General features: G+C 42.4%; 23 protein-coding genes. 8 read left to right on the top strand and 15 right to left on the bottom strand.

Features of this window, described 5'->3' with window-relative positions:
- Positions 1-121 precede the first annotated feature (121 nt).
- Positions 122-871: a TrmH family RNA methyltransferase gene (locus AB6811_RS06415; protein WP_369489618.1), complete on the top strand. Its 750-nt coding sequence runs from the start codon at positions 122-124 to the stop codon at positions 869-871.
- 41 nt (positions 872-912) lie between these two features.
- Here the strand turns inward: AB6811_RS06415 and AB6811_RS06410 are convergent, their stop codons facing one another.
- From AB6811_RS06410 to purL, 4 genes are read right to left on the bottom strand one after another with little or no spacing between them, the layout of a single operon-like run.
- A complete protein-coding gene (locus tag AB6811_RS06410) occupies positions 913-2,469 on the bottom strand; it encodes an NAD(P)/FAD-dependent oxidoreductase (protein WP_369489617.1) in 1,557 nt (518 codons plus the stop codon).
- Positions 2,470-2,525: 56 nt separating this feature from the next.
- Entirely contained in the window at positions 2,526-3,260 is a 735-nt protein-coding gene (gene porT, locus AB6811_RS06405; RefSeq protein WP_369489616.1) for a type IX secretion/gliding motility protein PorT/SprT, read from the bottom strand.
- 55 nt (positions 3,261-3,315) lie between these two features.
- Positions 3,316-4,047, bottom strand: coding sequence for a bifunctional demethylmenaquinone methyltransferase/2-methoxy-6-polyprenyl-1,4-benzoquinol methylase UbiE (gene ubiE, locus AB6811_RS06400; protein ID WP_369489615.1), 732 nt, complete (start codon positions 4,045-4,047; stop codon positions 3,316-3,318).
- The gene (purL, locus tag AB6811_RS06395) at positions 4,040-6,268 is read right to left on the bottom strand and encodes a phosphoribosylformylglycinamidine synthase subunit PurL (RefSeq protein ID WP_369489614.1); all 2,229 of its coding nucleotides are present in this window, start codon (positions 6,266-6,268) and stop codon (positions 4,040-4,042) included. Before purL ends, ubiE begins: the two co-directional genes overlap by 8 nt.
- 216 nt (positions 6,269-6,484) lie before the next feature.
- Between purL and AB6811_RS06390 the strand changes: the two genes are divergently transcribed.
- The 4 genes from AB6811_RS06390 (at position 6,485) to AB6811_RS06375 (ending at position 9,163) form a co-directional block, all read left to right on the top strand.
- Entirely contained in the window at positions 6,485-7,246 is a 762-nt protein-coding gene (locus tag AB6811_RS06390) for an SDR family NAD(P)-dependent oxidoreductase (RefSeq protein WP_369489755.1), read from the top strand.
- A gap of 63 nt (positions 7,247-7,309) precedes the next feature.
- Positions 7,310-7,987, top strand: coding sequence for a zinc metallopeptidase (locus AB6811_RS06385; RefSeq protein WP_369489613.1), 678 nt, complete (start codon positions 7,310-7,312; stop codon positions 7,985-7,987).
- A gap of 216 nt (positions 7,988-8,203) precedes the next feature.
- Entirely contained in the window at positions 8,204-8,476 is a 273-nt protein-coding gene (locus AB6811_RS06380) for a hypothetical protein (RefSeq protein WP_369489612.1), read from the top strand.
- A 504-nt stretch (positions 8,477-8,980) separates the two neighbouring features.
- Positions 8,981-9,163, top strand: coding sequence for a hypothetical protein (locus tag AB6811_RS06375; protein ID WP_369489611.1), 183 nt, complete (start codon positions 8,981-8,983; stop codon positions 9,161-9,163).
- 720 nt (positions 9,164-9,883) lie between these two features.
- Here the strand turns inward: AB6811_RS06375 and nqrF are convergent.
- Genes nqrF through AB6811_RS06345 form a run of 6 tightly spaced genes read right to left on the bottom strand, consistent with a single transcriptional unit; the run spans position 9,884 to position 15,786 of the window.
- Positions 9,884-11,143 (bottom strand): NADH:ubiquinone reductase (Na(+)-transporting) subunit F, encoded by a 1,260-nt coding sequence (gene nqrF / locus AB6811_RS06370; RefSeq protein ID WP_369489610.1) that lies wholly within the window; start codon positions 11,141-11,143, stop codon positions 9,884-9,886.
- A gap of 22 nt (positions 11,144-11,165) precedes the next feature.
- The gene (nqrE, locus tag AB6811_RS06365) at positions 11,166-11,783 is read right to left on the bottom strand and encodes an NADH:ubiquinone reductase (Na(+)-transporting) subunit E (protein WP_369489609.1); all 618 of its coding nucleotides are present in this window, start codon (positions 11,781-11,783) and stop codon (positions 11,166-11,168) included.
- A 22-nt stretch (positions 11,784-11,805) separates the two neighbouring features.
- On the bottom strand, positions 11,806-12,465 hold the full coding sequence (locus AB6811_RS06360) for an NADH:ubiquinone reductase (Na(+)-transporting) subunit D (RefSeq protein WP_369489608.1): 660 nt from the start codon (positions 12,463-12,465) through the stop codon (positions 11,806-11,808).
- Positions 12,458-13,231, bottom strand: coding sequence for an NADH:ubiquinone reductase (Na(+)-transporting) subunit C (gene nqrC, locus AB6811_RS06355; protein WP_369489607.1), 774 nt, complete (start codon positions 13,229-13,231; stop codon positions 12,458-12,460). The genes AB6811_RS06360 and nqrC overlap by 8 nt, the downstream gene beginning before the upstream one ends.
- A gap of 13 nt (positions 13,232-13,244) precedes the next feature.
- Positions 13,245-14,411 carry an NADH:ubiquinone reductase (Na(+)-transporting) subunit B gene (locus tag AB6811_RS06350; protein ID WP_369489606.1) on the bottom strand — a complete coding sequence of 389 codons (1,167 nt, stop codon included), beginning with the start codon at positions 14,409-14,411 and terminating at the stop codon, positions 13,245-13,247.
- A 16-nt stretch (positions 14,412-14,427) separates the two neighbouring features.
- Positions 14,428-15,786 (bottom strand): Na(+)-translocating NADH-quinone reductase subunit A, encoded by a 1,359-nt coding sequence (locus AB6811_RS06345; RefSeq protein ID WP_369489605.1) that lies wholly within the window; start codon positions 15,784-15,786, stop codon positions 14,428-14,430.
- 109 nt (positions 15,787-15,895) lie between these two features.
- Here AB6811_RS06345 and AB6811_RS06340 point away from each other — a divergent pair, with 109 nt between their 5' ends.
- Positions 15,896-17,218, top strand: a complete 1,323-nt coding sequence (locus AB6811_RS06340) for a type IX secretion system plug protein (protein WP_369489603.1) — start codon at positions 15,896-15,898, stop codon at positions 17,216-17,218.
- A 252-nt stretch (positions 17,219-17,470) separates the two neighbouring features.
- Complete coding sequence (locus tag AB6811_RS06335) at positions 17,471-18,319, top strand: caspase family protein (RefSeq protein ID WP_369489602.1); 849 nt, start codon at positions 17,471-17,473, stop codon at positions 18,317-18,319.
- Between the two features lie 78 nt (positions 18,320-18,397).
- On the opposite strand, the gene mtaB is transcribed toward AB6811_RS06335, so the two are convergent.
- From mtaB to AB6811_RS06310, 5 genes are all read right to left on the bottom strand, one after another.
- Positions 18,398-19,699 (bottom strand): tRNA (N(6)-L-threonylcarbamoyladenosine(37)-C(2))-methylthiotransferase MtaB, encoded by a 1,302-nt coding sequence (gene mtaB / locus AB6811_RS06330; RefSeq protein WP_369489601.1) that lies wholly within the window; start codon positions 19,697-19,699, stop codon positions 18,398-18,400.
- Positions 19,700-19,779: 80 nt separating this feature from the next.
- Positions 19,780-20,685: a Ppx/GppA phosphatase family protein gene (locus AB6811_RS06325; RefSeq protein WP_369489600.1), complete on the bottom strand. Its 906-nt coding sequence runs from the start codon at positions 20,683-20,685 to the stop codon at positions 19,780-19,782.
- A complete protein-coding gene (locus tag AB6811_RS06320) occupies positions 20,682-22,766 on the bottom strand; it encodes an RNA degradosome polyphosphate kinase (protein ID WP_369489599.1) in 2,085 nt (694 codons plus the stop codon). Before AB6811_RS06320 ends, AB6811_RS06325 begins: the two co-directional genes overlap by 4 nt.
- A 76-nt stretch (positions 22,767-22,842) precedes the next feature.
- The gene (locus AB6811_RS06315; RefSeq protein ID WP_369489598.1) at positions 22,843-23,331 is read right to left on the bottom strand and encodes a SixA phosphatase family protein; all 489 of its coding nucleotides are present in this window, start codon (positions 23,329-23,331) and stop codon (positions 22,843-22,845) included.
- Between the two features lie 17 nt (positions 23,332-23,348).
- Positions 23,349-24,677, bottom strand: a complete 1,329-nt coding sequence (locus AB6811_RS06310; RefSeq protein ID WP_369489597.1) for a PhoH family protein — start codon at positions 24,675-24,677, stop codon at positions 23,349-23,351.
- Between the two features lie 139 nt (positions 24,678-24,816).
- Between AB6811_RS06310 and AB6811_RS06305 the strand changes: the two genes are divergently transcribed.
- On the top strand, positions 24,817-26,100 hold the full coding sequence (locus tag AB6811_RS06305) for a bifunctional folylpolyglutamate synthase/dihydrofolate synthase (RefSeq protein ID WP_369489596.1): 1,284 nt from the start codon (positions 24,817-24,819) through the stop codon (positions 26,098-26,100).
- Positions 26,101-26,317: the final 217 nt, after the last annotated feature.

Below are 26,317 nucleotides of genomic sequence, written 5' to 3'. Positions count from 1 at the left end.
GGATTTATGACCAAATTCATCAAAATCAGGGCCAAAATAAAATTCGCACATAGGATGCTAAGAATTTGAAAATGCTGATAATATTAGAAAAATGTTTTATTTTGTCCTAAAATTCAGGTAAATGTTATCAAGAAATAGCATTAAAAGTGTAAAATCGTTACAACAGAAAAAATTTAGGAATGAGCTTGGCCTTTTTATAGCCGAAGGTACTAAACTTGTAGATGAACTCATCAGTAGCAATTTTGAAATTGAGGAGATATACCATACCGAGCAATATTTAGTAACAAATGTTAATTGCTTGGTACACAAAGTAAGTCAGTCCGAAATGGAACGGATAAGCGGGCTTGTTACACCAAGCCCAGTGCTTGCCGTAGTTCGGTTCCCAACATATATACTGGATGTTGACCCAAGTAAAGAGCTGGTTCTTGCCCTGGATACCATTCAGGACCCGGGTAACATGGGTACCATAATTAGGTTAGCCGATTGGTTTGGGATTGACAATATTGTTTGCTCCCATGGATGCACCGATGCCTTTGCACCAAAAGCCATTCAGGCAACCATGGGTGCCATAGCCCATGTTAAGGTTCATTATACCGATCTGGCTACTTGGCTTAGCCAGCAAACTGTAAGCTGCCCAATTTTTGGTGCATGTATGGATGGTGAAAATATTTACAAGGCAAAGAAAGAACATGCAGGTATTATTGTGATGGGTAACGAGGGTAACGGCATCAGCCCCGCTGTTGACAAGCTAATCACACATCGTATACACATACCAACATTCGCTAGGGGTCGCCAGAAAGTAGAATCGTTGAATGTAGCCATGGCTACAGCCATAATACTTTCAGAATTTAAAGGGCATTCAAATCCCTAAACATATTTCATATAAAGCAAATTAAGAAAAAACTAAAATGTTTAGCTAACATACCGGGAAACTGCATCAGCTACAATACTGCCGTCCAAGGCCGATGACACTATACCGCCGGCATAGCCTGCACCCTCACCCGAAGGGAAAAGCCCTTTGACCTGAATGTGCTGAAGGGTTTCAGGATCCCTAGGAATACGGATAGGCGACGATGTCCGCGATTCTACTCCCAGTATTACAGCATCGTTGGTTAGGAAACCCTTCATCTTTTTACCAAAAGCCTTGAAACCCTCCCTGAGCCTAAAACCAATATGCTCGGGTAGCCAAAGGTGCATCTCCGATGAGTTTAGCCCTGGATGGTATGAGCAGGCAGGAAGGTTTGATGAGAAACGCCCTTCTACGAAGTCAACCAAACGCTGAGCGGGAGCTTGAACTCCATATCCCCCATGCTGCTTAGCAAGACGCTCAAATTCAGCCTGAAACTCTAGTCCGGCAAAAATGCCATGCTGAGCATAGTCAGCCAAATCATCTAAACGGATTTCAACAACTATTCCTGAGTTTGCCCAGCGTGAATTCCTATTCGAGGGCGACATTCCATTGACTACAACCTCATCGGTTCCTGTAGCGGCAGGCACAATAAAACCACCGGGACACATGCAGAATGAGTAAACCCCCCGTCCCTCAACCTGATGTACCAGTGAATACGCAGCAGCAGGTAAATACTCGCTTCGGGGTATGCCATGGTATTGAATGGCATCGATAAGTGCTTGTGGATGTTCAACCCTCACCCCCATGGCAAACGGTTTAGCCTCCAAGGCAATACTTTGATTGTGAAGCATGTGATAAATATCGCGAGCCGAATGCCCAGTGGCAAGTATTACGGCTTTGCCATTTATCCTTTGCCCATCGGCAAGGTAAACACCAACCGCTTGACCGGAATCTAAAATTATCTCTGTAACCCTGCTACTAAAAAGCACTTCACCCCCATGCTGAAGAATAGTTTCCCTTATACGAGTTATAATTCCGGGTAGCCTGTTGGTTCCAATATGTGGGTGAGCCTCGTATAGTATTGCCGGATCGGCTCCATGATCAACCAGAGCCTGAAGAATGCGCCTGTAATCGCCTCGCTTTTTGGAACGGGTGTAAAGTTTACCATCGGAAAAGGTTCCGGCACCACCCTCGCCAAAGGCGTAGTTTGAATCGGGGTTAAGCTGATGTTCCCGATTTAGCATAGCTATATCGCGCTTACGATAGCTTACGGATTTGCCACGCTCAATTACAATTGGTTTAAAACCAAGTTCAATTAACCTTAATGCAGCAAATAATCCTGCTGGGCCCGCCCCAACAATAATAACCGGCATTGCATTACGAACATCAGTGTAATTGAAAACCGGTCGTTCATCAATAATCTTTTCCTCGCCAATAAAAACCCTAACGCCAAGGTTAACCAGAACCTTACCCTTACGGGCATCTATTGATTTGCGGGTTATGTAGTAATGCCGAATTGAATCGGTTGGTATATCAATTTTCCGTGCAATTGCTCTAACAACTGCTGTTTCATTTGCCGCCTCATCGGGCCTTAACACAATAGATATATCATGTGGCATAAGGAAAAACTCTATTAAGAATGCATTAACACGGATAAGGACGAAAAGGTTTAAACCTACTCAAAGTGGAAAGAAACAATCAGGAACTTCGATCTTAAACTTCCCAGGGCATCGTGGTAAATCTTTCCTTCATCAACATAATCGCTCGATAACATATTAAGCAAACCGGCCGACCACTTAATCTCAGCCGAAAACTTAAAGTATTGGAGGAAGAAATCGACACCAAAGCCAACCTCATAGTAGTAATCGAACTTTTGTAGCCTCAACAAAACGCCCTTTTCAACCTTGAGGCGCTTGTATGCGGCTAAATCAATTCTAAAGTCAGTTCCCAGGTACAAGTAGGGACGGACATTACTGTTGCGCTCCGATAAGAACTTAATTCCAACAGGCAAATCGATAAAGTTCGATTCCATTTTCATGGTTGTAGCCAGCGAAACGCTGCTGTCGGCATCAACCTTAAAAAAATCAACATCGCGCTGTCCAAAAGAGTAGCCAGGCAGAAAACGTAGATGAATATCGCGGGCAATACGGAGGTCGCCAATGGCATTCACATTTAGACCTGCCGAAATATGGGTTACCTCTGCAAAGTACTTTGAACCATCGGCATTGAACTGAGCGGTTCGGTTAACTGCATCAAAATCCATTACATTAACGCCAATAGAGAAACCAAACCTGAGCGGCTTCCCTACGTCGTAGTCGGGGTCGTTTAGCAATGTGGGCCGTTTGAATTGACCATATGAGTTGCCAACTACCAAAAAACAAAGTAATAGTAATGCAAAAAAACGTTTCAAGTGCGATTCACAGTTTTAGTAACGACTCTGATTAAACGGTAACCAGTCAAAAATATTATTGATTTTTCTTTTTCGCAATATAAAGGGTGGCAATACCAAAGGTCTGAACCCTGATTTCCACATCGTTAAAACCCGCTAACTTAAGTATCTGGGCAAAAGCTTCACCCTGAGGGAATGAAAGCACCGATTCAGGGAGATAGGTATATGCCTGTCGGTTGCCCGACACCTTGCCTCCAACCCACGGTAAGAATTTTAGAAAGTAAAATCGATATAAAGCATTAAACGGCCAGTGGCAGGGCATGGAGAACTCCAAAACACCCAGTTCGCCGCCGGGTTTGAGCACACGACAAATCTCCTTTAGTCCTTGGGCTAAGTCCTCAAAATTTCGCACACCAAATGCAACCATGGCAGCATCGAAATGGTTATCGGGTGAGGGAATACAGAGCGCCGAGGCCTTTTTAAGGGTAATGCGCTCCAGAAACTTCCATTTTTTTACTTTCACCATTCCAATGGCAAGCATCGATTCAGAGATATCGATACCAACTATCTTAACACTAGGGGATTTTTTAGCCATTACCAGTGCAAGGTCGGCAGTTCCGGTTGCCACATCCAAAACCTCTCTAGGATTGTTACGTAGCAGCCTTTTTACAAGCCGGCGCCTCCAAAGCTTATCAATGCCAAGGCTAAGCAGATGGTTAAGAAAATCGTAACTTGGCGCAATGCTATTAAACATTGCCGCAACGCTACTGGTTCGTTTATCAACAACAGTATTTGGACTTTTACCCATTTATCAGCTGCTCAAGCGAGGAGTCGTAAATTTTCTTTAAATCGGCTACAAAGCCAAACGAAACATCATCGACTCTAATTTCCGACTTGGTAACATGACCAAGGGTTGAGAAAGGCACCTTGCTTGCTACCATAAAATCAATAAACTGGGTTTCGCGCGATGGCGATACCGAAACCACAATTCGCCCTTGGGCCTCACCAAACAGGAAGGCATCGGTACGAATTTCGGCATCGGTAGTGATATCGAAACCTAAGTTGCGAGGCATGGCGCTTTCAAGAAGCGCAATGAATAGTCCTCCATCGGAAACATCGTGTGCCGATTGAATCAGGTTACGTGCAATAAGCTCGCGAACCGCACGTTGAACCTCATACTCTTCCTCAAGGTTAAAGTAAGGCGCAGGCGACTGCTTGACACCGTGGTAGCTGTACAGGTATTCGGACGAAGCAATATCGTTTACTGACTTTCCAATCAAATAAATCATATGCCCCTTCTCCTTGAAAGCCAGCGTTGTATGGTGATTCTTATTTTCAAGTAAACCAATCATACCAATGGTTGGTGTAGGGAAAACGGCCTCCTCCTTGCCTCCAATTGATGCTTGGTTGTAAAAACTAACATTACCGCCGGTAACAGGGGTGTCGAACTTTTCACAAGCAGTACCCATCCCCTTAACAGCCTGAACAAACTGCCAGTAAACTTCAGGGTTATATGGGTTACCAAAGTTTAGGCAGTTAGTAATAGCCAAGGGTTTAGCACCAGTGCAGGAGATGTTTCGGGCTGCCTCGGATACTGCAATCATAGTTCCAACCATGGGGTCGGCTTTCACGTAACGCGAATTGCAGTCAACAGTCATCACAAGCGCCTTATTGGTGCCCTTCAGGTTGTATACACCTGCATCGGAGGGGAAGTTGGTAGTCATATTCCCAGTGCCAATCATGGTGTCGTACTGCTCATAAACCCAACGTTTCGAAGCAATATTGGGGTGAGCAACCAGAAAACGGGCTACATCAATTAGGTCGGCAGGTTCAGGAATTTTATTGATATCGAACTTTTTATACTCTTTGTAGTAAGCGGGTTCACGGTACTCCCTATCGTAAACGGGAGCGCCACCCCCAAGAACCAGCGATGAAGCGGGAACCTTGGCAACCAGTTCTCCATGGTAGTAAAACTCTAGGGTATCGCCCTCGGTAACCTCACCAATAATGGCGTAGCTAATGTCCCACTTATTAAGCACAGCCTCAACATCGGCCTCACGACCCTTCTGAACCACCATGAGCATTCGCTCCTGCGATTCGGACAGCAAGATTTCCCAAGCCTCCATGTTCTTCTGCCTTAAAGGAACCATATCCAAATCGATTCGCATGCCATGCCCACCTTTTTCGGACATTTCAGAGGTGGAACATATGATACCGGCTGCACCCATATCTTGCATACCAACCAGTGCACCAGTCCTGATCACCTCCTGGGTTGCTTCCAGCAAGATTTTTTCCTGAAAGGGGTCGCCCACCTGAATTGAAGGGATATCCTCGGCTGAGTCCTCCGTTATATCGGCCGATGCGAATGTCGCACCATGAATACCATCCTTTCCGGTGGCTGAACCAACAATGTAAACCGGATTACCCTTACCCTTTGATATAGCCGAAACCACCTTGTCCTTCTCAACCAACCCAACCGACATGGCATTTACCAGAGGATTCATGTTGAATGAATCGTCGAAGAAAACTTCGCCTGCCAACACAGGAATTCCAAAGGCATTGCCATAATCACCAATACCCTTAACCACTCCCTTAATTAACCAGCGGGTTCTATCGAGCTTAAGGTTGCCAAATCGTAAAGAGTTTAGCTGGGCCACCGGGCGTGCGCCCATGGTGAAAATATCGCGATTAATACCTCCAACTCCTGTAGCAGCACCCTGGTAGGGTTCAACAGCACAAGGGTGGTTGTGCGATTCAATCTTAAATGCACATGCCAAACCATTGCCAATATCAACCAAACCTGCATTCTCCGTTCCGGCCTCTGCTAGTATAGCGGAACCTTTACGGGGTAATGTTTTTAGCCACTTAATGGAATTCTTATACGATGCGTGTTCCGACCACATTACCGAGTATATGCTTAACTCAGTGTAGTTTGGGGTGCGTCCCAAGTAGTTCTTAATCATTTCAAACTCTTCAGGGAGAAGCCCTAACTCGCGGGCGGTTTCAACGGTAACTGTTCGGTTTGGCATAACTTTCTTATTTTTCTACTTTATAAATTTCCTGCCAAAAATACGAACATTAACTCAAGTAACATAAGCTGAAATCGAAAAAATAGCAGTTAAACATTCATTATCGACGTTTTACCAAAAAAGTTTTAAAAAACCTTAAGCCATTGTATAGTTACTGACTTATATTCTAATTTTGAGTTAAGATGAAACGTTTACTAACACACCTATACTATTGATATTATGAGAATTGCATTGATAACTGGTGCTACCTCTGGCATTGGACGGGCTACTGCCCTCAGGTTAGCCATGGATGAGTTTAACCTTATCGTTACAGGCAGAAGACTCGAAAGGCTTGAAGAGCTTAAAAAAGAGATTGAAGTAAAGTATAAGAAAGATGTTCATATCCTGAACTTTGATATCCGTAACCTGGATGAGGTTAACAGTGCCATTGATTCGCTCCCTGAGCGCTGGCGAAAAATTGATGTTCTGGTAAACAATGCCGGCTTGGCAGTTGGACTAAACCACATACAGGACGGAGTTATTGATGACTGGGAACGAATGATTGACACTAATATCAAAGGAGTGCTTTACATCACCCGTAAGGTTGCCCCTATGATGATTGAACGGGGGGAAGGCCACATTGTAAATATTGGTTCGATTGCTGGAACGCAGGTTTACGAGAACGGAAACGTTTACTGCGCCACCAAGCATGCCATGCATGCACTCTCGCAGGGTATGCGGCAGGATATGCTAAAGCATAATATCAAGGTTACCGAAATTCGCCCCGGATTGCTGGAAACCGAGTTCTCCATTGTTCGCTTTAAGGGCGATAGCGAGAAAGCCAAAAACACCTATGTTGGACTAACCCCGCTATTTGCCGAGGATATTGCCGATGCCATTCACTTTGTGCTTACTCGCCCACCCCATGTTTGCATTAACGATTTAGAGGTAACACCAGTGGCTCAGGCTAACGCCTACTACGTGAATCGAAACGTGTAAGCGATTTGTATAGTTGATGTTTAACTAGCTGATACGTGAAAAGAAACAATAAATAAACTCGTTATGGGAATCTACCTGATAATGATAATCTTTTTCGTGCTAAGCTTCATGGTTTCCATGCAGCTAAGGTCGAAGTTTGCGCGTTACTCGCGCATAGCCTTACCCCGGGGGCTTAGCGGAAAGGAGGTGGCCGAGCTTATGCTCCACAACCATGGTATTTACGATGTAAAAGTAATATCGGTAGATGGTGAGCTAACCGACCACTACAATCCGGCAAATAAAACCGTAAACCTTAGCCCCGATGTATACCACGGACGCAGCATTGCTGCTGCAGCTGTGGCAGCTCACGAATGCGGGCACGCCATTCAGCATGCACAGAGCTATGCTTTCCTGCAGATGCGTTCGGCTTTGGTTCCTGTCGTGAGCGTAGCCTCGCGTTGGGTACAATGGGTTTTACTGGCAGGTGTTATACTGCTCCAAACCATGCCTAGTATCTTACTTATAGGAGTAATCATGCTCGGGTTAACAACCCTTTTCAGCATTATTACCCTACCAGTTGAAATGGATGCCTCACGCAGGGCGCTTGCGTGGCTCAACTCATCGGGATTAACCTATGGTGAGGGCGCTTTGTACGCCCGCGATGCCCTTAAATGGGCTGCCCTTACTTATGTTGTAGCAGCACTTGGTTCATTAGCTACACTATTATACTATATCGGCTTGCTGAATAGCAACGATGAGTAGCAACTAACCCTAATCTTTTTTATTTGGTTTTTATTTTAACAGCGCCTTTAGGCGCTTTTTTTATTTATATAACCAACATGCTTTTGATTCACTGCTTAGGGATTATGTATATTATTCCTTCAATTTTCAAATGAAATCAGTGAGTATATGATGATCACACTTGCAAGTATCAGAATTATCAATTAAATTATATTCTGTTTTGAAATACAAAAAGGCATGGCTAAACTAACAAAAGAAGAACTGGAAAAAAGATTGAAGAAGTATGCAAAATCAATGGGTTTTGAACTTGAAAACCAAAGATTCTATCAGTATTTGAGATTAAACATCGACTTTGATTCCTTTTTTATTCTTAATTTTCTTAATAAGGAAGAAGTGATAGAGATAATTGAAGACAAAAAAACTATTAATGAGCTAAGTATTCTACTATCAGATATTGTGGATGAAAAATTAGCAACCACTCCACCCTATCCGCCCTTGAGTAAAAACTAATATCAATACAATGTCGTTTAGTTAATAAAAATATGCCTGTCCTCCCGAGCGGCCTGTCCCGCCCTAGCGGGGAGCGAAGGATCTCTAATCGACCCCATGAGACGTTTCGCTTAGCTCAAAATGACAATAGCTTCACGAACAACGATTCCACGAACAACGAACAACTCTTCCAGCCCCGTAGGGGCTTAACATTTACAACTCCATAGTCATCCCGAGCGTAGTCGAGGGATCTCGATTTAAGATTTAAGAACTCACTAGTTAGCACACGTCTTTAGACGCACACATAAATCGCCCTGAAAGGGCAAATCACATTAGCCCTGGGTTTTAACCCAGGGTATTGAGGTATTAAAATTTTTTTTGCGATGCACGCAATACATTTTCCAAAGGGTAAAGGTGAAATTTTGCATCGCAACAGAATAGCATGGCAAAGAGCGGTTTACATGTTCTTTCTTGTCTTGATACAAGAAAGAACCAAAGAAAATCAAGGCTGAAAAGCCCGACCCGATGGGTACCCCGCGGGTGGAACTGCCACGCGATACTATTCGCCACGCCTTCGGCGTGATTCATGTGATATCGCTTACTAAACCCACCGCCACGTTCCACCCCCGACCCATTGCCGGGTCAGGCTTTTATGCCTCTGCTTGTTTCTTCTGCTTCATTCCCTCTAAGGGAAAAGGGCTGGGGTGAGGTTGTTTTCCACATCCAATCTAGATGACCCCTCTAAATCTCCCCTGATAGGGGAGACTTTAGCCCTGCAACAAAGTTTCCTAATTGCTTCTCCCCTCTCCTATCAGGAGAGGGGCTAGGGGTGAGGTCAATTACACGAACAACTAACAACGCTTCCAGCCCCGTAGGGGCGTAATATTTGTAACACCATGTTTATTCCCACATGCATAGCGATGCACGCAATACATATTCCTAAGAGCGAAACTGAAGGATTGCATCGCAACGGAAAGGCATGGCAAAGAGCGGTTTAAAGAAAAACAAAAAGAATTAAAGGTATAGAGATGCTTCGGCTTGCTCAGCATGACAAGGGAGCAGAATGGAAGATAGGTTTTTTGTCATCCCAAGCAAAGTCGAGGGATCTATTCAAAGGATTGAAGAGAAAAGAGCAATGAGATGCTTCGGCGAAGTCTATCCCTATAAATCACAACAGTGTGATGTTTCGCTTGCGCGAAACATGACAAATAACCTTAACTAAACAACATTGAAATATCAATATAAAAACAAAAGGGGCTTTACAGCCCCATTTTGTTACCTTTAACCTAAAACCAAACCTAAACCTAACTCAAAAACCAAAAGCCTATGAGAAAACTAACTCTTTTCTGTTTCAAATGACACCGCAAAGATAAAACCCGCATTAGCTAATGCGGGTTAAAGGAATATTAAGTTTAGTTAAACAATGTTTTATCCACCAAAATCGTCAAATGCAATCATCTCCTCGGGTACACCTAAATCGAACAACATTTTTTGAACGGCATCGTTCATGGCTGGCGGACCACAGAGGTAGTACTCAATGTCCTCAGGAGCATCGTGTTTTGAAAGGTAATTATCGTAAATAACCTGATGGATAAATCCTACATGGCCTGTCCAGTTATCCTCTGGTTTGGGTTCTGAAAGGGCAATGGTGAATTTGAAGTTAGGGAATTCCTGCTCAATTTTACGGAAGTGCTCCTCGTAGAAAATTTCTCGTTTTGAACGGGCTCCATACCAGAAAGTAGCCTTCCGGGTAGTACGTTTGGTTAGGAATTGATCAAATATATGCGAGCGCATGGGAGCCATTCCAGCGCCACCACCAATAAACATCATCTCATTCTGGGTGTCCTTTATGAAGAACTCGCCATATGGTCCTGAAATCATGACCTTATCGCCGGGTTTACGCGAAAAAATGAAACTTGAACAAACCCCGGGGTTTACGTTCATAAAAGCATTTTTCTCCCTATCCCAGGGCGGAGTAGCAATACGAACGTTAAGCATGATTATATTGTCCTCCGCTGGGTGGTTTGCCATGGAGTATGCGCGGAATGTTTCCTCGGTATTCTTCATCTTCAAATCCCACATCTTGTACCTATCCCACTCGTCGCGGTATTCAGGTTCAACATCGATATCCTTAGCAAAATCTACCTCAACCTTAGGCACATCAATCTGTATATAGCCACCAGAACGGAAATGTAACTTTTCACCCTCGGGTAGCTTGACCACAAACTCCTTAATAAAAGTTGCCACATTGTGGTTCGATACCACTTCGCACTCCCACTTCTTAATACCTAAAACCTCTTCGGGCACCTCAATCTTTATGTCCTCTCTAATTTTTACCTGACAACCCAGTCGCCAGTGGTCGTTCTGCTGCTTACGGGTAAAAAATCCCACCTCGGTTGGTAAAATGCTTCCACCACCTTCCAAAACCCTGCACTTACACATGCCACAAGTTCCGCCTCCACCACATGCCGATGGAAGAAAAACTCCGTTATTTGATAGGGTTGAAAGAATTGTTCCCCCGGGATCTACTTCAAGAGTCTTCTCCTCATTAATTATCAACTTCACCCTACCCTGGGGGGTAAGTTTTGCCTTAGCGTATAGCAGAACCGCTACCAGCAACAAAATAATTAGCAGGAATACTGCAATTGCTGAAATTATAATGGTTCCGTTCCCTGAAAGTAATATCATGGTTAAATAGTTTTTACAGTTTTTACAACTTGATGCCCATAAAAGTCATGAACGCAATGCCCATTAAACCTGTAAGAATGAATGCAATACCTAACCCCCGTAATGGTTTAGGGATATCGGAATACTTGAGTTTTTCGCGGATTGCAGCAATGCTTACAATAGCTAGAGCCCAGCCTACCCCTGAGCCAACTCCAAAAACAGTAGCCTCGGCAAGGGTTTCGTATTCACGTTCCTGCATGAATAATGAGCCTCCCAGTATTGCACAGTTTACTGCAATAAGGGGTAAAAATATTCCAAGGGAGTTGTACAACGATGGCGAAAACTTCTCTACCACCATCTCAACCAGTTGCACCATGGATGCTATAACAGCAATGAACATAATAAACGAGAGGAAGCTTAGATCTAAATTTGCAAAACTGGGATCAAGCCAGCTTAACGCACCCGGTAGTAGTAAGTACTTGTTCATTAAATAGTTTACGGGAACAGTAATAGCCATCACGAATATTACTGCAATGCCAAGCCCCATTGATGTCTTTACTGTTTTTGATACGGCCAGATACGAGCACATACCTAGAAAGTAAGCAAAAACCATATTATCGACAAATATGGACTTGACAAATATGTTGATTAGATGTTCCATACCTTAGGTCAATTTTTTGTGGTTAATCCTCAATAAGTTTTCGGTTCCTGCTACGTTGTATCCAAATTATGATACCAACAGTAATCAGCGCCATCGGAGGTAGAATCATCATACCGTTATTCTCATAAAAACCTCCGTTTTTGATATACCAATCAATGGGTATAACCCTATAGTTAAAAATGGTTCCTGAGCCAAGTAGCTCACGGAAAAAAGCTACAATAACCAGGATTAAACCATAACCTAATCCGTTACCAATACCATCGAGAAACGATGGCCAGGGCTTATTACCCAGCGCAAAAGCCTCTAGGCGTCCCATGATTATGCAGTTTGTTATAATTAACCCTACAAAAACCGATAACTGTTTGCTTACATCGTAAACATAAGCTTTCAGTATTTGATCGACCAGAATTACCAGCGAGGCAATAACAACCAGCTGCACAATAATACGGATACGGTTAGGAATTGAATTCCGGATTAATGAAATTATCAGGTTTGAGAAAGCGGTTACAACAATTACGGAAATAGCCATTACAATGGCAGGTTTGAGCTTAACGGTAACAGCCAAGGCTGAACAAATACCCAATACTAAAACAGTCACTGGGTTTTTAGAGTCAATTGGCTCGGTAAGCAGCTTAATGTTCTTTGGGGAGAACCATGGCTCCCTTTCCTTAACTTCACTCATGGCTAATACTGTTTTTTACTTTTTGAAAATAGCTTTGGTAGGCAGCTAGGCAATCGAAAAGCATACTTTCGAGCCCTTTGCTGGTAATGGTACCACCCGAAATGGCATCAACCCCATGGGGATCGTTGGGTGCGGCACCACCTTTTACCACCTTTACGGAAGTAAAGGTTAAAATGCTGTCGCCCTGAAAAATTGATTTTCCCTTGAATTGCTCCTGAAACTCGGGAGTGGAGATTTCAGCGCCTAATCCTGGCGTTTCTCCCTGATGAGCAAAAGTGGCACCGTAAATGGTATTCAAATCATCGTTTAAAGCGATATAGCCCCAAATAGGTCCCCAAAGGCCACGTCCACGAAGGGGAATAATATACTTTATGCTACCATCATCGAGTTTAGCCTTGTAAACCGGAAGGTTTCGCTGCTCAATGGGCTTGGACATTTCAAGCTTCAAATCTACATTAAATGCAACCACACCGGTTATGGTGTCGCCTTTTGAGTTAACAACAGCCTGCTCAGGGATATACTTATTGAAGTTTTCAGAAACAAATGCATGCTTGTTGGCGGCTTGTTCAACCCCATCAGCCTTGCCTATTGAGCGAAGTATATCGATTTTCTTTTCCGTTTCAATATTCTTGGTTTGTGCCGGTTTTAAAGCCGTTGAGGCAATAGCCAGCAGCATGGCTACAACAATAACCATTACCGAAGAATACATAATTGTATAGGTATTGCTGTTTCGGTCCATGCTTTTTATCTTATCCAGTAAACTCATAGCTTTTCAAAGTTTAGACGTTAGCAACCTTTTTGGCGCGTTTCATTCTTCGGCGAATGTTGGCTTCAACCACGTAGTAATCAATTAGTGGAGCGAATGCATTCATAAGCAGGATGGCAAGCATCATACCTTCCGGGTAAGCGGGGTTAAGCACTCTGACAAGCAGGGCCAGAAAACCTACCAAAAATCCGTATATCCACTTACCCTTCTCGGTTTGCGATGCGCTCACGGGGTCGGTAGCCATAAAAACAGCACCAAATGCAAAGCCTCCCATAATTAGGTGCTGCCATGCTGGAATCTCCATGTAGGGGTTAACCGCAAAGGCATTAAAAAGTAAACCTGCTGCAAAGCCACCTCCAAATACCGAAACCATGATTTTCCAACTGCCAATTCCTGTTACTATAAGTATGACAGCACCAATAAGAATTGCTAAAGTAGATGTTTCACCTACTGAGCCAGGAATAAAGCCCATGAACATATCGTATACTGAAGGCAACTGGTCAATTTGGTATGCTGCTGCTTTGGCAAGAGGGGTGGCTCCTGAAAAACCATCCACTACTCCTTGTCCATGAGTCAGCCCGGCAATCCAAACCTTATCGCCCGACATGTGTGAAGGGTAGGCAAAGAAAAGGAAAGCCCTTGCCAGTAAAGCCGGGTTGAATACGTTGTAACCTGTTCCCCCGAAAACCTCCTTTCCAATTATTACTGCAAAGGCAACCGCAATAGCAAGCATCCAGAGAGGAACGTCAACAGGCATGATTAGCGGGATTAGCAAGCCGCTAACTAGAAATCCCTCATTAACCTCATGGCCTCTGGACTGGGCGAATGCAAACTCAATGGAAAGTCCCACACCATAACTTACCACAATTAATGGTAAAACTTTAAGAAAACCATACCAGAATGTCTCAAAAAAACTCCAGCTTGCACCAATGGAAAGAGCATGCTGGTAACCAACATTCCACATTCCAAAAAGCATGGCAGGCATTAATGCGATAATCACAATGGACATAGTGCGCTTCAAGTCCAGCGAATCGCGTATATGGCTTCCCTTGGTAGTAACTGTATTGGGCACAAACAGAAAAGTTTCAAACGCATCAAAGGTTGAGTGAAACATCTCAAACCTCCCACCTTTCTGAAAGTGCGGCTTAATCTTATCCAGGTAATTTCGTAACGCTTTCATTACAATGATATTATTGTTAGCTTAACTCTTTAATCATGGTTTCAATGCCCTTGCGTAGAATAGCCTGCACCTCTGTTTTTGAAGGGCACACATACTCGCAAAGCGCCATATCTTCCTCAACAACTTCGTAAATTCCTAGTTGCTCCATCCTATCTATATCATTAGCCAGAATGGCTTTAACCAGATGCATTGGGTATATGTCCATTGGCATAACCTTCTCATACTGGCCGGTAACCACCATTGCCCTATGACCACCATGCATATTGGTATCGAGGGTAAACCTCTTACCTGGGATTAGTTTCGATAGAAAAGTACGTGAAGCGCTATGCTTATTGACTCCCGGAGCAATCCATCCGAAAAACTCATACTTATTCCCTTCGGGAATAACGGTTACCATGTTATCATAAAAACTTAAATACCCCAATTTATCGACACGTGTACCGGTAAGCACATTTCCGCTTATGATACGAACTTGAGCCTGTGTACTAATATTATCCTTAATAATACTCTCAATGCTTGCTCCGGAAATCAACTTATAGTATCGGGGTTTCACAACCTCGGAGCCAGCTAAGGCAATTACCTTGGTTGCATCGTAGATACCTTTAAGGAAAAGGCGTCCAATAATAATAACATCCAGAGGATTTACTACCCATACTACCTCTCCTTTATTTATTGGGTCGATATGGTGAATTTGAACACCAACATTACCAGTAGGATGAGGCCCAGTAAAATAGTGAAACTCCACTCCTTTTGCATTGGCAAAAGCTTTTGCGGGTGGAAAATCGGAGTTTAACCCCAAGTGGACCTTTCCGGTGGTTAGCTTACGAATCGCATCCACGCCTGCCTGAAAACTCTCCTCCTCACCCTGAACTGCAAAATCTAAATCGGGAGCCAGCGGTGAGGTATCAAAGCCAGAAATGAAAATCGATTTTGGGGAATCAGCAGGATTGGCAATAATGCCAAAAGGCCTTTGCCTAATGTAAGGCCAAGCTCCTGCCTTGAGCAGCCTTGCAATAACCTCATCGCGGGTAAGCGTTTCGGGCGATGCAGGACCAAAGTCCTCATAAGCCACCTCGCCTCTATCGGCCTTTACAACTACCTCCAGTATTACCCTGCGTTCTCCACGCCTAACATCAACCACTTCACCGCTAACAGGCGATGAAAATACAATGTTAGGCCTATACTTGTCGTGAAACAATGGCGAACCCGCCCTGACCTTATCGCCAACCGCAACATTGAGCTTGGGCACAAGCCCGGGAAAGTCGGTTGGCTTAACCCCGTAAGTTTCAGCCTTATCGAGGCGAACCAGCACCTTCTCAGCTGAACCCTTTAACGGGATATTCAATCCACGTTTGATTTTAATTGGTTTAGACATTATTTTAGTGTTTTGCTAAAACAAATTTAAGGAATTTTGAACTCCTGCTTAAAAAAACTCAGCCACAAATGTAGTATCTTTGGTAACACGTTAACAAAAATATTAATTGATGTATATCAAATTTAGCAGATATATAGATATTAATATATCTATTTTTATCATATCCATATTAACCCCTCTGCTTTGTTACTCAAATAACAGAGAAGTGGCTGGAAATGTTTTTGGAAAACCTGAAAAATTATCGAACCACTGGAAAACAAACATAAAATCGGTTAAAGCCTACAAAACCGGTTTTGAGCTAACTCAACCAATAATTGAGTTGAATACCGACGAAACTATAACTTTGGAATTCGACGATTTATCAGATGAAACGGAGCAATACGAATACACCGTAATTCATTGCGACTATAGCTGGAACCCTACAAATATGGTGTTCATGGAGTATGCCGATGGTTTTGACTTTAACCCCATTCACGATTATCGGTATTCTTCCGGAACGTTGGTGCAATATAGGCACTATACCCTTACAATACCAAATAGTAACCTTAAGCTTAAGCTTTCAGGTAATTACATCGTGCAAGTTGTAAGGCAAAGCAATAGGAGCGAAATTGTTCTTCAACAACAGTTTAGGGTATATGAGCCACTGGTAAAAGCTGATGCCCTTATTCGTCAACCCATTGAACCAAGTATTCAAAGCACCCACCAGCAAATGGAACTAACGGTTAGTACTGCTCTACTTGGAAAGGTTGACCCTAATAACGATGTTGTTGTTCTTTTATACCAAAACAACCAACCCTACAACCAGCTGACTTTTAATACTCCACATTTCAGCGATGGCCATATGTTGATTTACCACACCCCAACATCACCCATATTTGAAGGGGGAAATGAGTTCAGGCAACTAAACCTAAAATCGTTTCATTATCAGGTTGCCGAAATACAAGGCATAAAACAATACGATGGTGTTTACCATACCATACTTACGCCCGATAAAAGAGTAAAAACATACCGTTATAGCGAAAGCGCTGATATTAACGGTAAATTCATTGTTAAATGCGATGATGTTACAGAAAGCCAAGAGGAAGCCGATTACACATGGGTATATTTCACCCTCAGCAACGACGTTCAGTTCGATGGCGATATCTATATATTTGGCGAGCTAAGCGGTTGGGAGCTTAACCCAAATTTCAAATTGAAATATAATCCGGAATGCAACTGCTACGAAACCCGATTACTTTTAAAACAAGGCTTTTATAACTACAAGTATGTATTTGTTTCCCAAGGTTTGGCTACACCTGACTTTAACCGCATTGAGGCGAATTTTTTTGAAACTGAAAACGCTTACAATATTCTTGTTTACTACAAATCGCAAGGGGCAAGGTATTGGCGATTAGTAGGGCTGAATGGAGTGAACAGCCGGTACAAGAACTAAGATTTTATTACAACAACAGTAAAGGCATATTTTACTAAGCGCCAATTAGGGCTTTCCTACAGAAGTAAAATTTGCACTTGAGTAATTTTCTGGTTATTCCACTAAAAAACATTAGAATAGGTTGTTGGTTGGTTGTTATTTGCTTTATGTGCTTCAATATCAGCCTTTTGTCGACTTTAATTGATTTCGGGTAAAACAAGGATTAACTTGCCATTGCCATTAAAAAATAACAAACCAACTAAACCAAAACCTATGAGAAACAAAATTTTAAGATTTGCCGTTTTGGCAATTTTTGCTTCAGCAATTGCTGTAAGCTGTTCAAAGGAAGATGACGAATTGGTTCAGAAACCCAACGAAAGTCAATGGACAGTTCGCCCCGATTTTGCTACGCTCGACACACGTCCACAGGACATTATTGAGCAGTTCACCCTAACAGAGAAGGATGCTGATCTTGTTAAAGTTGATGAAAACACCCCTAAAGGTGCAAAGTATGCCTTGGTTATTGGTATTTCCGATTACTCCGGAACTCAGTATGACCTTCAATACTGCGACGATGACGCAACCGACTGGAAAAACAGGCTTGTAAAGGAAGGATACTCCGTTACCATTCTTCTGAATCGCAATGCAACCTCAGCCAATATTCAATCGGCAATTAACAGTTTGGTTAGCAAGGCCGCTGCAGGTACTGAAATTGCTTTTTGCTACTCAGGTCACGGCAGTAACGGTAATATTGTTACCACTGATCTTTACTACATAAGCAGCTCATGGTTTAAAACAAAATTCTCAACAGCCAAGAGCACCAAGATGATGTTCTGCTTTGATGCATGCCAAATAGGTGCAATGAAAACCGCCCTTAAGGCGACTGGTAGAGTTGTTGCTGTGGCTTCAAGCACCACTACATACTCCTACGACGGCGATGCTACCATGAAGAACGGAGTATTTACCTACTACCAGATGTATGGCTTTGATTATAAGGGTTACATTTACCTTGAGCCTGACTGCAGCTACGCTTGCACGCAAATGAAAAGCTGGGCATCGGCCAGGGGACTAACTGTTGCCCCATCGTATGTTGATTCATACTCCGGCAATTTCGATCTTTAAACCAATACTTGTTTCGTTAAAAATTTGAGCCGGAGATACTCCGGCTTTTTGCTTTTATTCCCAATAGGATTGGCAACACTAAATCACTAAACCTTCAACAAACCCATCGGGGGTAAACTTTTCTAACCGCACTTTTACAACTTTGCCTGCTTGCCCTTTATCGAAAGGAACACCTACTTTAATATAGTTATCGGTAAAACCGAACATATAATCGCCTTTACGTGACGATTCCACAAGGACAGGACGGATTTGACCAATATGTTTCAGGAAAAATTCCTTATGTAACCTATCGGATAGCTCGGCTAAAAGTGTTACCCTTTGCTTAACCACCTTAGGGCTTACCTTGCCTTCAAGTTCGGTGGCAGGGGTATTTGGACGCTCTGAATAAGGGAAAATATGTAAGAATGATGGTTTCACCTGCTCAATAAAACGGAATGCATCGCTAAAATCGTCGTCGGTTTCGCCTGGAAAGCCAACAATTACATCTACACCAAAAAAGGTGTCGGGCATTCGGCTTCGGATTAGCTCAATGCGTTCGGCAAAGAGTTCACGGCGGTAACGCCTGCGCATAAGCGCAAGTATCCTATTTGAACCCGATTGAAGCGGTATATGGAAGTGGGGAAGGAACTTAGCCGATTGTGCCACAAAATCGACAATTTCAGGGGTAATAAGATTTGGCTCAATGGACGAAATTCGGAAGCGCTCAATTCCTTCTACCCTATCGAGCTGTTGGATGAGCTCCAGAAATGTTTCGCCAGTGGACTTGCCAAAATCGCCTGTATTGACACCTGTAAGAATAATCTCTTTAACATTCTGACGGGCTATAGCTTTGGCCTGCTCCACTATTTGACTAATGGGCATATTGCGGCTTTTACCACGCGCAAGTGGTATTGTGCAGTAGCTGCAATGGTAATCGCAACCATCCTGAACCTTGAGGAACGATCGTGTTCTATCGCCAGTTGAGTATGCAGGGAAAAAATCACTTACCGTATCTATATCGCAACTATAAACTTTTACATTTTTCTTTTTAGCATCATTCCCAATCAGATGAGGAAGATTAAACTTATCAGCTGCACCAAGCACGAAGTCAACCCCATCAATTTGTGCAATTTCATCGGGCTTGAGCTGAGCATAGCAACCCACCACTGCAACCATAGCGTTGGGCGATTTGGCTGTGAACTTCCGGATTGCCTGACGGCATTTCTTATCGGCATGCTCGGTTACTGAACAGGTATTAATTACATAAACGTCGGCCTCCGAATCGGGCGAAACACGCTCGTAGCCCATATCGGCAAACTGACGGGCAATGGTAGATGATTCTGAAAAATTCAACTTGCACCCCAGCGTGTAGAATGCAACACGCTTTCTCCCCTGGTTCATTGTAAAAAATTTTTGCAAAGGTAACAAATGAAAACCATTAAGGTTTACACCAAATGAATATTAGATTGTAACAGATGGTGCTATTGTTGCAACGCAAGACTCTGCTTATAATCAGCGTAAAGCGTACGAATAATACCGTCGGAAATACCAATTGTAGGAACTATCACCTCCTTTGCACCAGTCCATTTCATCACCTTAAGAAATATTTTGGTTGCCGGTATAATAACATCTGCACGGTCAGGGTTTAAGCTAAGAAACTTAATCCTATCCTCAACAGAGTAACTGTCCAAGAATTTGAATAAATTTTTCACTTCCTTTTGGTATAACGGCTCTCCTATTGGTTTACGTGCAAGCTTGTAAAGCTTATTGACATTTCCACCTGACCCAATAATTTTAGGTTGGTCTTTCTTTTTCACTACACTCTTAAGCCAATCGCGCATCTGATCAAAATGGGGTTTTCCAATCATTCCCTTAAGAATGCGAATAGTTCCAATATTAAAAGAGCTTGATGCCTTGATTTCACCTTTTTCAAAAACAGTAATTTCAGTGCTACCACCACCCACATCAACATATATATAAGGTCTATCATGGTCAAGCATCTCTGCAATACCATTAGCGTAAATTATTTCGGCTTCGCGTGATCCATCAATAATCTCTATGTTAATGTTTGCATGCTGCTTAACCATACTAACAAGTTCAAGCGCATTGCTGCTCGAACGCATTGCCGATGTGGCACATGCCCTATAAGCAACTACATCCTGCGCTTCCATCAGGTTTTTGAATGCAATCATGGTTTTGAGCAGTTTCTGAGCTCTGTGTTCACTGATGTGACCAATAGAAAAAGCATCCTCGCCTAACCTGATAGGAACTCGCACCAGCGAGGACTTGCTAAAAACTACAGTTTCTCCATCCTCCACCACGTTTGTAAGTAGCAACCGGGCTGCGTTTGAACCTATGTCAATTGCGGCAAACTTTAGTATCTTCATTTTACCTCTCTGTTCTTGTGCCTTTCAATATTTTGATAAAAGCTATAAAGTTCCAGTTGTGAACGAAACTCGGGTTCACCCTCTTTACAGGGCTTAAACTCATTGCAACCACCATGGTTAACCAAACGCGCTTTCACATTGTCGCGAAGCGCATAGTTAACCACCGTTTTCATCTCCTCAATTAGGGGTTTACTGTAAATAGGAGTTGCCACTTCAATGCGGTAGTCAAGGTTTCGGGTCATCCAGTCGGCCGATGAAATATAGCATACTTCATTACCCCCATTAGCAAATATGAAAATGCGAGAGTGCTCCAAAAACCTATCAACAATTCCATATACCTCAATATTCTCGCTAATGCCCTTTAGGCCTGGCACAAGAGCACATGTTCCCCTTACCACAAGTTTAATCTTTACACCTGCCCTGCTCGCCTGGTATAGTTTCTTTATCATCTCCTCGTCAACCAGGTTATTAATTTTTCCAATAAGGTAGGCAGGGAGTCCTTTTGCAGCATTCTCAATTTCAGTATCAATTAATGAGTATAAGCGCCTGCGCATGTTGAATGGAGCAACTAGCAAATGCTTGTATGAAAATGTCTTGTAATTTGTTTCAAGAAAAGTAAAAACCTTAAGTATTTCAGAGGTTATTCTTGAATCGGCAGTAAAAAGGTTAACATCTGTATAGATGTTTGCGTTCCCCTCATGAAAATTACCGGTGCTCACCACTACACACCTACGTTCCTTGTTTTTTTCCTGACGGGTAATAAGTGTCATTTTACTATGCACCTTTAAACCGGGCACCCCGAAAATTACGTTAATACCGGCTTCCTGCATTTGTTTTGACCAGTAAATGTTTGCATTCTCATCGAAACGGGCACGTAACTCAACTATGGCTGTAACTTTTTTACCGTTTTGAGCAGCATTGATTAATGCATGCACAACACGCGATTCAGTGGCAACCCTGTAAAGGGTAATATGAATTGATTTAACAGCAGGATCAAGAGCAGCCTCACGTAACAAGCGAATGTAATACTGGAAGCTATGGAAAGGATAATGAAGCATGAAATCGTGATCGGACATAATATCCATTATGCGAGTAGCCTCATCTAATTCCTTGACACTAACGGGCTCAAGCGGTAAATTTATAAGGTGATTTCGTCCCAAGCTGGGAAATCGGATAAAATCCTTGAAGTTGTGATACCGCCCTCCCGGAATAACATAATCATCCTCGTCCAAATTAAGCCCTTTCACAATGAACTTTAGTAAGTCAGTAGGAATTTTTTCATCGTAAACAAGCCTTACCGGTTCGCCACGTTTCCTATTCTTAACTCCCTTTGATATCTTCTCCAAAAGGCTCTCAGAAATATCATTATCCACATCGAGCTCTGCGTCGCGCGTAATCTTTACAGTGTATGCCTCAAAAGTATCGAAAGGAAGTATCTTGAATACCTTGGATAGGCAAAGCCTGATTACATCGTCGAGGAGGATAATAAAACTTTTATCGCCTTCGTTCGGTAACTGAATAAAACGTTTTACAAACCTCGAAGGGATTTCGATGAGTGCAAACTCCTTTGTATTGGGTTTTTGACTGTTAGTAAGCTTAACCGCTAGGTAAATGGATTGATCGACCAGTTCAGGGAATTTATTGTTCCGCTTTAAAATTACCGGTGCCAAAAATTCCGAGATGTGATCGTCGAAATAGCTGTTAAGGTAATCAATTTGCCCAGCTGACAGCTGTGTTTCGTTAATGAGATAGATATTCTCCTTTCTTAGCTCATCAATAATTTCCTGAAATGTGTTGTCGAACTTTTTCTGATAGTCAATAACTATCCGTTGGATCTTTTCGAGAATTTTACGGGGATTATCGCCCATAATCTTTTTTGCCCCCTTTTCAACTACCAATAAACGGCGTAGGGTGGCAACCCTCACCCGGAAAAACTCATCGAGGTTGTTCGAAAAAATTCCAAGGAAACGAATACGTTCAATTAACGGGACTGATGGATTTGCGGCTTCCTGCAACACTCTGCCATTAAATGCCAACCAGCTTAGCTCACGGTTAACAAGAGGTATTTTTTTTGGTGCCATTCAAATCTAGTATTTCGGGCAATATTAATTGATTAACCGTTTACAGGTTAAACACTGATGTTAAGAAATTGTTAAACTACCAATCAAAGCTCTGAAAAACAGAATATACCTTTTCGGCAGAGAGTTCTATCCAACTGTTAATGTCAAACTTAACCCCAACAAGTCCCGATGTTGGTAGTTCATGAATGCGATTGGCTACAAAAGTGTTTACCAAATAGGTAAGTGTTGGATTATGCCCTACCACCATTACACTTTTGTATTCATCGGGTAATGATTTAATCATCTCCACCAACTCTCTTTCATCGGCCTGGTAAACCATTGGCTCTATCCGGATTTTATCATGCGGAAAACCAATGGTTTCGGCAAAAAGTATTGCTGTATGCACCGCACGGTTAGCAGAACTAGTAATAATCAGATCTAACCCTTGCACCTTGGGTGCAATAGCCCTCGCGGTGTTAACAATGTCGCTTATACCTTTGGCTTTTAATGCCCTATCCTTATCTGCTTTATCGGCCTCGGCCCAAGAGGATTTGGCATGACGGAGTATGAGCAACGTTTTTGCCATTTATAAACTGGTTTAAGTTAAAGCAAATTGCTAGCCAATTCGGCCAAGTAGCTACGCTCGCCCTTTACAAGATTAATGTGGGCAAATATCTCCTGGCCATGCATTCTATCGCTTAAATAGGTTAACCCATTCGATTTCATATCGAGGTAAGGGTGGTCAATTTGATGGATATCGCCTGTAAACACAAACTTAGTACCCTCACCTGCCCGGGTAATAATTGTCTTAATCTCGTGTGGAGTGAGGTTTTGTGCCTCGTCAACAATGAAGAAAACATTTGAAAGGCTTCGTCCCCTAATATATGCCAATGGTGTAATTACAAGTTTATCGGTACGTTGCATCTCTTCAATATGCATGTAATCTTTGCTTGTTGGTTTAAACCTATTTTTTATAACACCTAGGTTATCGAATAGGGGCTGCATGTATGGTCCAATTTTTTCATCAACATCACCCGGTAAAAAGCCAATATCTTTATTGGAAAGCGCAACAATTGGTCTGGCAAGTAGAATTTGATCGAACTGCTCTTCCTGCTGTAATGCTGCCGCTAGAGCAAGCAGAGTTTTGCCTGTCCCTGCTTTTCCGGTAAGCGCAACTAGCTGAATCTCGGGCCTCAAGAGTGCATCTAGGGCAAACGTTTGCTCCGCATTTCTGGGATCAATACCATAAGCTCTAACCTTTTCAACACGATCAAGGGTATCGGTTGCCTTGTCGTAATGAGCAAGTGCACTCGATTTGTTCCCTTTTAAAATATAGTACTGATTAGCGTAAGGCTTTAACTTTAAATCCTTTGCTAAAAGTTTCTCCTCGGAATTGTAAAGCTTTTGGATTAATGCATCATCAACCTTTTCAATAAGCTCAATCTCTTTCTTCAAACTATCAATATCTTCAACCTTATCGTTAAGGTAATCCTGTGCAACAATGCCCAGCGATTTGGCTTTCATTCTAAGGTTAATATCCTTAGTAACAAGTATAACCGGACGATCAGGATTCTGCTTAACCAAATGAATGGTTATGGCTAAAATCCTATTATCAGGAGTGAACTCGGCAAATGACTCTTTCATTTCAGGGGGCATTGGCTTACCAGTTTCAATTCTGAGTTTTCCTAGATTTTTCCCTAAAGGCAAGCCTCCGTTAAAAAGCTTATCGCCGGCAATCTTATCTAACTCCCTAACAAACTCCCGGGCATGGTAATTAATAAGTTCGTTCCCTTTCTTAAACTTGTCTAGTTCCTCAAGTACTACTATGGGAATAACAATATCATTGTCCTGAAATTTATACAAACACTGAAAGTCGTGAAGAATGACATTAGTATCAATCACGAAAATCTTATTCACTTTACTCTTTGCCATAGTTTTGCGATTTAAAAATTCATCTAAATATAAGAAAAGCTCAATCAAAACAATCATTTTCACCCTAAATATTTGTTAACCGACAGCTAATAAGTTTTGAGCTAGAAAATCACTAAACTTGCACCCAAAACCAAGTAAAATGATTTACAACGAGGCGCTTGATTACATCTACTCACATCTGCCAATGTTTCAAAGGGTTGGGAAAGCAGCATACAAAGCTGACCTAGGGAATACCCTTATACTTGATGAGTATTTTGGGCATCCACATCGAACTTTTAAAACAATACATATTGCAGGGACAAATGGAAAGGGAAGCACATCGCACATGCTGGCTGCCGTTCTTCAAAATGCTGGATACAGAGTTGGGTTATACACTTCCCCACACCTAAGGGATTTCAGAGAACGAATAAGAGTAAATGGTGAAATGATTCCCGAAGATGAGGTTGCTAAGTTCATTTCACAGCATAAAGATTTTTTTGATCAAATTATGCCGTCATTTTTTGAAATGACAGTTGCGCTGGCATTTGATTACTTCTCCCGAATGAACCTTGATGTTGCAGTTATTGAGGTGGGTTTAGGAGGTAGGCTCGATTCAACAAATATTATTAACCCCATTCTAAGTGTGATTACAAATATTGGGTTTGATCACACCGACTTGCTTGGCGATACATTACCGAAAATTGCATCAGAGAAAGCAGGAATTATTAAACCAGATACTCCTGTTGTTGTAAGTCAGTATCAACCTGAGGTTGAAAACGTCTTTATAGCAAAGGCAAAGGAAATGAACGCACCTATCTATTTTGCTGATCAAGAAATTCAGGTTTACGAACAGTATATAGATACTACAGGGTTACAGGTATTAAAACTAGCTGAAAAGGGTAAAGATATTAAAATTGAGATTGACCTGTTAGGCAACTACCAGCGTTACAATATTCCCGGAGTTCTAAAATCAATAGAAATACTAGGCGGTAAAGGGTTTTTACTCTCCAACGAAGCGCTAATGGAAGGTTTAGGGAATGTTCAAACGCTTACCGGGCTTATGGGACGCTGGCAAAAATTATCGGAGAATCCACTTATCTATTGCGATACAGGACACAATGTGGATGGTATTAAATACGTTGTGGAGCAACTCAGGCACATTCCTCACAATAATTTGCACATGGTAATTGGCGTAGTTGCCGATAAGAACATTGATGGTATGTTGGCACTACTGCCTAAAAATGCAACCTATTACTTTACCCAAGCTGCAATACCAAGGGCATTAAATCACGAAGAATTAAAAAAGAGGGCGGAAGAACACCAACTATACGGTCACTCATATTCAACAGTTGCTTTGGCATTAGCGGCAGCAAAGGAAGCCTCCAATCCCAACGATTTAATTTTTGTGGGTGGTAGCACTTTTGTAGTTGCTGAGGTTGTATAGTTTTTGATTGCTGATTATCAATAGAATTAAAGATTTTAAAAATTTTTTCTTTAATTTTTTCCCAAAATATTTTGCAGATTTCAAACTTTCGCATACTTTTGCATCGCATTTCCAACGGGGAATGACCAATAAAAAATACCAAATATTGGGAGCTTAGCTCAGCTGGTTCAGAGCATCCCGCCTTGCGGGAGGGTCACAGGCTGAGAAAAAAATATTG

Source organism: Tenuifilum sp. 4138str (genome assembly GCF_041102575.1).
Lineage (GTDB): Bacteria > Bacteroidota > Bacteroidia > Bacteroidales > Tenuifilaceae > Tenuifilum > Tenuifilum osseticum.
This window is presented reverse-complemented; position numbering and strand designations above follow the sequence as displayed.

Bases quoted from the DNA above. Each gene is read 5' to 3' on its own strand.
- AB6811_RS06415 (WP_369489618.1), top strand. From the start codon at position 122: ATGTTATCAAGAAATAGCATTAAAAGTGTAAAATCGTTACAACAGAAA.
- AB6811_RS06410 (WP_369489617.1), bottom strand. From the start codon at position 2,469: ATGCCACATGATATATCTATTGTGTTAAGGCCCGATGAGGCGGCAAAT.
- ubiE (WP_369489615.1), bottom strand. From the start codon at position 4,047: ATGGGTAAAAGTCCAAATACTGTTGTTGATAAACGAACCAGTAGCGTT.
- purL (WP_369489614.1), bottom strand. From the start codon at position 6,268: ATGCCAAACCGAACAGTTACCGTTGAAACCGCCCGCGAGTTAGGGCTT.
- AB6811_RS06385 (WP_369489613.1), top strand. From the start codon at position 7,310: ATGGGAATCTACCTGATAATGATAATCTTTTTCGTGCTAAGCTTCATG.
- AB6811_RS06380 (WP_369489612.1), top strand. From the start codon at position 8,204: ATGGCTAAACTAACAAAAGAAGAACTGGAAAAAAGATTGAAGAAGTAT.
- AB6811_RS06375 (WP_369489611.1), top strand. From the start codon at position 8,981: ATGGGTACCCCGCGGGTGGAACTGCCACGCGATACTATTCGCCACGCC.
- nqrF (WP_369489610.1), bottom strand. From the start codon at position 11,143: ATGATATTACTTTCAGGGAACGGAACCATTATAATTTCAGCAATTGCA.
- nqrE (WP_369489609.1), bottom strand. From the start codon at position 11,783: ATGGAACATCTAATCAACATATTTGTCAAGTCCATATTTGTCGATAAT.
- AB6811_RS06360 (WP_369489608.1), bottom strand. From the start codon at position 12,465: ATGAGTGAAGTTAAGGAAAGGGAGCCATGGTTCTCCCCAAAGAACATT.
- nqrC (WP_369489607.1), bottom strand. From the start codon at position 13,231: ATGAGTTTACTGGATAAGATAAAAAGCATGGACCGAAACAGCAATACC.
- AB6811_RS06350 (WP_369489606.1), bottom strand. From the start codon at position 14,411: ATGAAAGCGTTACGAAATTACCTGGATAAGATTAAGCCGCACTTTCAG.
- AB6811_RS06345 (WP_369489605.1), bottom strand. From the start codon at position 15,786: ATGTCTAAACCAATTAAAATCAAACGTGGATTGAATATCCCGTTAAAG.
- AB6811_RS06340 (WP_369489603.1), top strand. From the start codon at position 15,896: ATGTATATCAAATTTAGCAGATATATAGATATTAATATATCTATTTTT.
- AB6811_RS06335 (WP_369489602.1), top strand. From the start codon at position 17,471: ATGAGAAACAAAATTTTAAGATTTGCCGTTTTGGCAATTTTTGCTTCA.
- mtaB (WP_369489601.1), bottom strand. From the start codon at position 19,699: ATGAACCAGGGGAGAAAGCGTGTTGCATTCTACACGCTGGGGTGCAAG.
- AB6811_RS06325 (WP_369489600.1), bottom strand. From the start codon at position 20,685: ATGAAGATACTAAAGTTTGCCGCAATTGACATAGGTTCAAACGCAGCC.
- AB6811_RS06320 (WP_369489599.1), bottom strand. From the start codon at position 22,766: ATGGCACCAAAAAAAATACCTCTTGTTAACCGTGAGCTAAGCTGGTTG.
- AB6811_RS06315 (WP_369489598.1), bottom strand. From the start codon at position 23,331: ATGGCAAAAACGTTGCTCATACTCCGTCATGCCAAATCCTCTTGGGCC.
- AB6811_RS06310 (WP_369489597.1), bottom strand. From the start codon at position 24,677: ATGGCAAAGAGTAAAGTGAATAAGATTTTCGTGATTGATACTAATGTC.
- AB6811_RS06305 (WP_369489596.1), top strand. From the start codon at position 24,817: ATGATTTACAACGAGGCGCTTGATTACATCTACTCACATCTGCCAATG.